6 protein-coding genes and 1 riboswitch are annotated in these 8685 nt (G+C 36.2%); of the genes, 4 read left to right on the plus strand and 2 right to left on the minus strand.

Annotation, left to right across the window (positions count from 1 at the left end):
* Positions 1–68 precede the first annotated feature (68 nt).
* Positions 69–1262: an MFS transporter gene (locus tag ACYQY7_RS13275; RefSeq protein WP_461202755.1), complete on the plus strand. Its 1194-nt coding sequence runs from the start codon at positions 69–71 to the stop codon at positions 1260–1262.
* 141 nt (positions 1263–1403) lie between these two features.
* Here the strand turns inward: ACYQY7_RS13275 and ACYQY7_RS13280 are convergent, their stop codons facing one another.
* Entirely contained in the window at positions 1404–1844 is a 441-nt protein-coding gene (locus ACYQY7_RS13280; protein WP_461202757.1) for an acyl-CoA thioesterase, read from the minus strand.
* Positions 1835–4111, minus strand: coding sequence for a 5-methyltetrahydropteroyltriglutamate--homocysteine S-methyltransferase (gene metE / locus ACYQY7_RS13285; RefSeq protein ID WP_461202759.1), 2277 nt, complete (start codon positions 4109–4111; stop codon positions 1835–1837). Before metE ends, ACYQY7_RS13280 begins: the two co-directional genes overlap by 10 nt.
* 141 nt (positions 4112–4252) lie before the next feature.
* Positions 4253–4441, minus strand: a riboswitch (cobalamin riboswitch).
* Positions 4442–4686: 245 nt separating this feature from the next.
* Between metE and ACYQY7_RS13290 the strand changes: the two genes are divergently transcribed.
* From ACYQY7_RS13290 to ACYQY7_RS13300, 3 genes are all read left to right on the plus strand, one after another.
* Positions 4687–4824, plus strand: coding sequence for a hypothetical protein (locus tag ACYQY7_RS13290; protein ID WP_461202760.1), 138 nt, complete (start codon positions 4687–4689; stop codon positions 4822–4824).
* Between the two features lie 335 nt (positions 4825–5159).
* Entirely contained in the window at positions 5160–6287 is a 1128-nt protein-coding gene (locus ACYQY7_RS13295) for a hypothetical protein (RefSeq protein WP_461202762.1), read from the plus strand.
* A 15-nt stretch (positions 6288–6302) separates the two neighbouring features.
* Entirely contained in the window at positions 6303–8237 is a 1935-nt protein-coding gene (locus ACYQY7_RS13300; protein ID WP_461202764.1) for an ABC transporter ATP-binding protein/permease, read from the plus strand.
* The last annotated feature ends 448 nt before the right edge of the window (positions 8238–8685 follow it).

Here is an 8685-nt window from a genome sequence, read left to right on the forward strand (position 1 = left end):
ATAAGTGTCCAATTTTATTTGTCGGAAACTGTCCACTTTAGTTTAGCAGTTACAAAAGGAGTATAAGTATGCGTACTATTCAATTTTTTGCAGTTCTAAGAGGACTGGCAATGGGATTATTTTCTCCTATATGGATTCTTTACTTGGTGGATCAAGGTTATGATTTACTACAAATCGGATTGCTAGGTACAATTTTCGAAATAGCAAAGTTAATTTTTGAAGTACCATCCGGAACATTTGCGGACCGATATGGCATCAAACTCTCAATTGCGGGTTCTTTTTTTCTCTCCGTTGTAACATGGGCTTTCTTTCCTTTCATTGATACATTAATTATCTGTATATTAGCTATGATTATATGGGCTTTATCAGATGCGCTCATCTCTGGATCACTAGAAACTTGGATGAGTAGAGTTGTAGGAGAAGAGAGATTCGGGAAAGAAGTAATGAAAAATACTCAAATACTCATTGCATTTATTGTTGTTGGTAGTATTATTAGTGGTTACCTATACTCTTACAATATGTTTTTACCATTTATTATCGTAGTAGCACTTTATACAATCTTGTTTATATGGATGTCAATTTTTGTTAAAGTACCTATTGTTAAAAGTGAACACGAACAGGAACATATTAAGGAGTCATTTTTAAATATCTTAAAACAAAGTTTAAAAATAGTTTTTCATAAACGAAGAGTATTGTTAATTGTATTATCTGGATTCTTTACCGCTTTAACTTACGATATGGTATCAAGATATTGGCAGCCCTTACTCAATGAGATGGGTTTTTCTGAAACCGGACTAGGCTATATCTTTGCACTAGCAGGAATATTTGCTTTAATTCTCTTAGGAATAACAATGAAATTAGAGAAAAAAATAGAAACAAATCCATATATGTCTTTAACAATTGTAGAATCAGTCAGCCTACTATTAGTAGGAGTATTAACAATAGGTTTCAAACCGTTAGGGGCAATCGCAACTTCAATATTGTTAGCAGTTGAAGATGTTAGACATCCAATTGTTATCAGTTATTTAAACAAATTTTTCCCAGATAATTACAAAAATACTCTATTTTCTTTAAATTCAGGAGTTGGTGCCCTGGGAGAAATCCTATCTGGTGTTATCTTTGGAATTATTGCATTAGAATTTGGACTAACAACAACATTTTTGGTAGCTGCCATTTTTCTATTACCAGCAATTATTATTTATTGGGTAGTACCTAAAATCCATGATAAAACTTCTATTACTGTAGATGAGCAACTTCGCTAACATAAAAAATAAAAAATAGACTTAAAGAGCCTGTTCGTCAAAATAATCACTATTATTCTCATATTATCGGCATTGGCATAGATAAACAAATGAATATAACCCATGGCGTTAGCTCTCAACTAGCGCCATGGGTATAAATATTTATACCTTATTGTTTTGCTGATACAGTTGTACAATTTGCTCCTCTTGTTCGCTAATGGTGACTTTTGGAACAGGCGTCGGTTTTTTGTTTTGATCGATGGCGACCATCGTTAAAAAGCATGTGGTTGTTAAGTGATGCTCGCCTGTAAATAAATCTTCCGTTTCGACTTTGACGAATACTTTCATGGATGTGCGGCCGGTCGAGTAGACGAATGCTTCGAGCTTTAAAATGTCACCTACTTTTGCAGAAGAAATAAAGTCAACTTTGTCAATCGAAACAGTAACGACTGCTTTTCGTGCATGGCGCATAGCGGATATTGCCGCAATTTCATCAATGTAAGCTAAAACGGTACCGCCAAAAATTGTGCCAAGATGATTCGTATCAGAAGGCAAAACGAGCCGCGTTTGAATCGTTTTTGATTGTTCAACGCTTACTTCCATGACTTCATCCCTCCGTAAGCCAAAAGTCGTTCGCGGTATTCGTGTGCGGCTTCCACCATTGCTTTCAGTGCGGCAATTGCTTCTTTTTCTTTTCGCGTTTTTAATCCGCAATCAGGATTGACCCAAAATTGTTCTGGACGAAGAACGCGAAGTGCCCGTTCGATTTGTTCGCTTATTTCTTCTTTTGTCGGAATGCGCGGGCTATGAATGTCATACACCCCTAAGCCAATTTCTTTTTTATATTCATATGTCTCAAACGCGGAAATAAGTTCACCATGGCTTCGCGACGATTCAATGGAAATGACGTCCGCATCAAGCTCATCAATGATATGCATCATATGTTCAAACTGTGAATAGCACATATGTGTATGAATTTGCGTCTCCTCTTTCACCGATGAGGTAGCGAGACGGAATGCCGTGATGGCATCTTCCCAATATGATGCATGTTTCTCTTTTTTAAGCGGCAATCCTTCCCGTAACGCTGGCTCATCGACTTGAATGATGCGTATCCCTTCTTTTTCTAACAGCAACACTTCCTCACGAATCGCAAGGGCAAGCTGTATGAGTACATGTTTGCGTGAAATATCATCGCGAACGAACGACCAGTTTAACATCGTCACAGGACCTGTTAACATTCCTTTCACAGGTTTGTTCGTTAACGATTGAGCATACACCGTTTCTTCTACAGTCATTGGATGTAGATGAGCAATATCGCCAAAAATAATTGGCGGGCGCACACAACGCGAGCCGTACGATTGTACCCAACCGTTTGTCGTGCATGCCATCCCTTGTAGCTTTTCACCGAAAAATTCCACCATGTCTGTACGCTCAAATTCGCCATGGACAAGCACGTCGAGCCGTAGCTGTTCTTGAATGTCGATCCATTTTGCGATTTCTTTTTTTATAAACGATTTATATTTGTTGTCGTTCCATTCACCTTTTTTCCACTTCATCCGAGCTTGGCGCACGTCGCGCGTTTGTGGGAAGCTACCAATCGTCGTTGTCGGCAAAAGCGGAAGCTGTAAATGGGCTTGTTGTGCTTTTTGTCGTTCGCTGTAAGGTGTTCGACTTACCGGAACGGTTGTAATGTCATTTATTTGTTCCTGTTGTTGGCGGAACTTGGTTAAATTACGGTTTGTTTGTTGATCGTATTTGATTAGCTTGTCGATCGTTACGTTTCCGTTCATATACTCTGTCAACATACGTATTTCATCTAATTTTTCATCCGCAAATGATAAAGCTCCAGCAAGCTCCATTGGTAATGTATGTTCATGTTTTGTCGTGACAGGAACATGCAGTAAGCTGCAGGATGGTTGAATGATCAGTTGTTTGGCAACGTTTGCTAGATGGTGAAGAAGCGTCGCTTTTTGTGCAAGCGAGCTTTTCCATACATTTCGACCGTCTATAATACCGGCGACTAATATTTTATCTTTCGGAAATCCGTAGGTGTTTATATTTTTCAGATTTTTGCCATCATCATGCACAAAGTCAAGCCCGATGCCTGCGACAGGCAATGCAACAATTTCACGGTAATGTGATACGCTATCAAAATACGTTTGCAAAATAAGGTTTACATTCGGCACATTGCGGTGAAAAACGTCGTATACATGACGAAATGCATCGATCATATCATCGTCTATATCTTGCACGAGAATCGGTTCATCCATTTGTACGAATGGCACCTCTGCCTCGCCTAGTTGTTTTAACAATTCCACATAAACAGGAACTAATTGTGCGAGATATTTTCGCCACTCGTTTCGCTCGTATTGCTTAGAAAGCAAAAGAAACGTGATCGGTCCAAGTAATACAGGTTTTGTTTCTAAATTGAGTGTTTCTTTGACAAGTTTGTATTCTTTCAATAGGCGATTCTCTACTAATCTTGGCTTTGTTTGTCCAATTTCAGGCACGATGTAATGGTAATTTGTATTAAACCATTTCGTCATTTCAAGCGCATGTTGTCCATTTGTCCCACGTGCTATCGCAAAATATTGCTCAAGCGCATCGTCTATTTGTTGAAATCGCTTAGGAATATATCCAAACATAAATGCTGTATCTAACACGTGATCGTATAAAGAAAAATCCCCGATTGGAATGAGATCGATTCCTTTCTCTAGCTGTTTACGAATCGAATCGAGTCGAATCGCTTCCATTGTTTTTATGAATTGCTCTTTGTTTATTTGCCCATTCCAAAAAGATTCTAATGCTTTTTTCCATTCTCTTTTTTCACCAATGCGCGGATACCCTACATTTGAACTACGGATGAACAAGTTAAGCACCTCCAGTCATTTATATCCCAATCAAGCAAAAAAACCCTCTTCCAAACAGAAGGAGGGCATAGCTAGCTCGTATTGAGATACACGAAGTGCCTCAAGATCATATGTCCTCACTCCTCCCTATGACGCGTAGGTCGTAAGTGCATACAACAGGCAGGTCTCCTGACTTAGCTTCATCGCTGTTTATCTCCTTCCCATTTCACATGAAACAGTGGATGATGATAACAGCTCTGCATCACAGTGGCGCGACCGTGTTGGACTTTCACCAAACTTCCCTTTTAAGATTCACAGCATCTGTGAACCACCTGTTGCGTGAACTTATTATGTTGTTGTATAAAATTCAGAATAAACGAACTTTTTGTTTTTTTCAACTGAAATGTTTTTTTCGTGTGGACGTCTTGAGAAACGCTATGATAAATGGGTATATTTTTCTTTTAAGTTAATATTGGTATTTTGTTGATAATTTTATGTTAAAAAGTATTGATTTTTTTTTTTTTTTTTTTGTTATAGTTTTACATGGTATCGATACTACATTATTTCTATAAAATATAAATTAAGGGGGTATTTTCATGACTCTAAATTACAAGATTGAGGTTTTAGAAACCGTTGTTGCTCCTGGTAAAGGATCTATCGCTTATGAAATTGGATACTACACAGGCAAAGTAGTTAGTTGGATTGTAACTTTCGGTGGTCTTTTTGATAATTAAAAACGGTTTTCTATGCATACATAGCTATGTTTGCTAGATTTTCAGTTTAGTGTAAAGACTCTTTCCCCTAGGGGATTTTTTACAGGAATCTTTGGCTGAATGTAGTGTAAGAAATAATCTAGGTGAGGTGGAAAGAAAAAATGATGAATTTTAAGGTTGAATCACTAGAGTCAGTTGTTGCTCCTGGTAAGTGGGAGATGATTAAAGATTTTATTAGAGGTTTTATTGACGGATTTTTCGGTTTATAGTGTTATATTTAGGGAGGTCTCATATTCTTGGGATCTTCCTGATGATTCCCCAAAAACTTTACTTGATTTAGTGGGAGGTGAAAGGTATTGAATAATATAAATATCAAAAACATAGATATGAATGGTATAGAATTCATTGAAGATAAGGATTATTTTATTATTAAACGATATGGTAAGTATTTCAGATTAGGTGTTCAAGAAGCTAACATGTTGCGAGAACTAACAGCTCGTAGAGACGTTCAAACTGTGTTGAGTAAGTATGAAATAAGCGAAGAGGATTTCAGTAAGTTTATACATTCTCTTGAGGAATGTGGTGTGGTTGGGGATGTGAAGAAGGAAAGAAAAAATATACTTTTCTACAGGTTTAAGTTAATTAATCCAGATACATATCTTCATCTTTTAGTTAATAAATTTTTAAGCAATAAAACAGTTAATAGATTGTTGCTCATTTTTTCGGCATTGATTATTATGATGGGATCAATTATTTTTTTGAAAAATATTTCTCAACTTACAGATGGATTTTTTAAAGACTTTGTCTTCTTTGATTTCATAACCTTTTATATCGTGACAATTCTAGTCATTTTTTTGCATGAACTAGGTCATGGTATAGCTTGTAAATATTTTGGGGGAAAGGTTGAAGAAATCGGTTTTTTGTTGATATTTTTCTCCCCTGCTCTGTATTGTGATGTGAGTGGAATCTGGTCTTTTAAAGATAAAAAGAAAAAAATAATTACTCTCATTGCTGGGGTCTATATCCAACTAATAATATTTTCTTTATGCTCCCTCGCCTATGATTTATATTTTGGGCATTCCACTTGGCTAGCGACATTTATTCTTTGGAATGTATTGATGATTTTTTCTAATATTTTACCGTTCATAAAATTGGACGGTTACTGGATATTATCGAACATTGTTGAAATACCTAATCTATATGAAAAATCTCTGAAGTTGGCTTTAGGAAGAGGCGAGGAAGTTCTTTTTGATGAGAGAGAGATTATTAAGAAGAAGTTTATAAAATTTTTTGGGATTCTGAATATATTGTTTGTATTGATGTCAATAGTAGTCGGGTTCATAGGTATATATTATGTATCCATTAACATTGAGGGATACTTTAAATATGTGATTCTTTTCTTCGAAGGAATAACGTATTTTTTAGTGTTGATATTTTTTGGATTATTTCTTTATAAGCTGTCTAAAAAGAAATCTTTAAGTTGAAAGGAATGGAAATAATTGATCACTCTTCGGAATATAACAAAGTACTACAAATTAAATAGTGAAAGTGTTGAAGTATTGAAAGGGGTCTCTTTACATCTTCAAAAAGGACAGCTCGTTTATTTATTAGGGGAGTCAGGATGTGGAAAATCGACTTTATTGAATATTATTGGTGGGTTAGACTATGCGGATGATGGGGAATACACTTTTAACTCTATAAATGTTCGGGAATTCAACGAGAAGGAATGGGCGCGCTTACGACGGGAAAAGATCGGGTTTGTGTTCCAAAGCTTTAACCTTATTCCTCATTTAAGCGCCTTGGAAAATGTAGAGATGAGCATGATTTTATTAGGATTATCAAAAGAAGAAAGAAAAAAAAGAGCGATAGAACTTCTCAATACGGTAGGGTTAGGGGATAAGTTAGATTATTTGCCTAATCAGTTGAGTGGAGGACAAAAGCAACGTGTAGCTATAGCGAGAGCATTAGCAAATGATCCCGACATTATCTTAGCGGACGAACCGACAGGAGCGTTGGATTCAGAAAACTCAATACATATTATGGAGATACTAAAGAAAATTTCTAAACAAGGGAAGGTTATATTAGTTGTAACACATTCCCAAGAATTAATTTCATACGCAGATCGAATAGTTAGGATGAGAGATGGAACAATCATTGAGGATGGGAATGATTTATATGTAGAAGAGGTGGAAAATGTATATAAAGATAGTGTAGTAGGTAAGGGGAGAAGCTTAGATTTTCGTACAACATGCAAACTATCATTCAGAAATATAAAAAATAAAAAGTGGAGAAATATTTTAACTGCTATAGGTGCATCAATCGGAATTTTTGGATTATCTATCATTATGGCTTTAGGGAATGGCGTTAAAGACAAGTTATCTAGTTCGATAGATGAAGCCACAGCAAAATCATCGTTAAGCGTAGCAAATGAACAGTTTGCGGTGTTGAACGAGAACGATATCGCGCGATTAAGGGAAATAAAAGGAGTAAGGGATATATATCCATATAATCCATTTCAAATAAGTATTAAAACGAAAGAAGGAAATAAAGCTACTTCGTCAGCTGAGAGTTTGGCACCTAAAAAATATGCTGAAATAATATATGGTAAAAAATATATTGTGACAGGAAAGTTTCCAAACGATCAAAGAGATGAAATTGTGCTACCTGAGCGCATAGCTAAAAAGCTGTTCAAGGATTCTACAGAGGCTGTTGGAAAAAACGTTTCCCTTGTTGTACAGTTAATGTCTTTAAAAGAAATTTATCCGACAGTTAACGTTCATGCAACGGTAGTAGGGGTGGTAAAGAATAATTCTATACCTCTGCTCGATACTGTAGGGATTTCTTATGGATTGTCACAGAAGATTATGAAAGAATCTATAGGGAATAGTACAAGTGCTTTATCTTTCACTATTATTCCATCATCTATCAATGATATAGATCTTTTAAAGAGTAAAATTAAGCAGATGGGGTATAAAGTACAGACGGATGAAGAAAGTCAAAATGAAATTAATGAGTATATTTCCTTAGCAAGTGTTGCATTGGGAATGTTGTCTGGTATATCGCTTATCGTTTCATCCATTATGATTGGCATTGTTTTATACGTGAGCGTTTTAGAACGCACACGAGAGATTGGGATTTTAAAGGCACTTGGTGCATTTCGTTCAGATATTCGTCGCATATTTGTCACAGAAGGAATGTTGATCGGCATCATTGGGGGAGTTTTTGGGGTTCTAGGCTCTATTGCTGTTGGGAAAGCATTAAATTATATGATCATAACGTTAATGAAAAAGAGTAACTTGGACATGTTTCAGTTTAGTTTTGTTCAAGCTGTACTTCTTATTATTTTTAGTGGACTGTTAGGTATTTTGGCTTCCTTCATCCCTGCAAGTAAAGCAGCGAAGCAACCTGCTGTGGAGGCATTGCGCTACGAGTGAGAAAATAAAGATATGGAGCGTGAAAATGATGAAGTGGATGAATATCGTGTTTATTCTATCGGTCATTTCTTTTATTTTTTATAAATTGATTTTTGGAGAGACGATTAGCCATACTGCGTGGGCAATTTCTATTTTTCTTGTAATCACTAATTTCATTGGTTTGATAAAGGGACGTAGAGAGAGTAAACAATTATAATCCGCATACATCCAAATGGTGCTCTTAACCTTTGGTTTATGAAGCACATCCGATGCGGTGTAAGGAGGTTGCAAGACATACGGTTCAAAGTAAGCGTCAAATTCTTCCCACCTAGTTGAAGGAAGGGGGACATTTGACGTTTTTTTATTTGGAAGGTGCAGAAAAATCAGAGGTATCATTTTTTAAAAAATGCAGACTGTTGAAAAACGATTTTGTCAAGGGCAAAACCGTTTTTCAATTGTATATTTTAGG

The organism is Anoxybacillus sp. TBDG-1, from assembly GCF_054815885.1.

Excerpts from the sequence above, each read along its gene's own strand:
- ACYQY7_RS13275 (WP_461202755.1), top strand. The coding sequence starts at position 69 with ATGCGTACTATTCAATTTTTTGCAGTTCTAAGAGGACTGGCAATGGGA.
- ACYQY7_RS13290 (WP_461202760.1), top strand. The coding sequence starts at position 4,687 with ATGACTCTAAATTACAAGATTGAGGTTTTAGAAACCGTTGTTGCTCCT.
- ACYQY7_RS13280 (WP_461202757.1), bottom strand. The coding sequence starts at position 1,844 with ATGGAAGTAAGCGTTGAACAATCAAAAACGATTCAAACGCGGCTCGTT.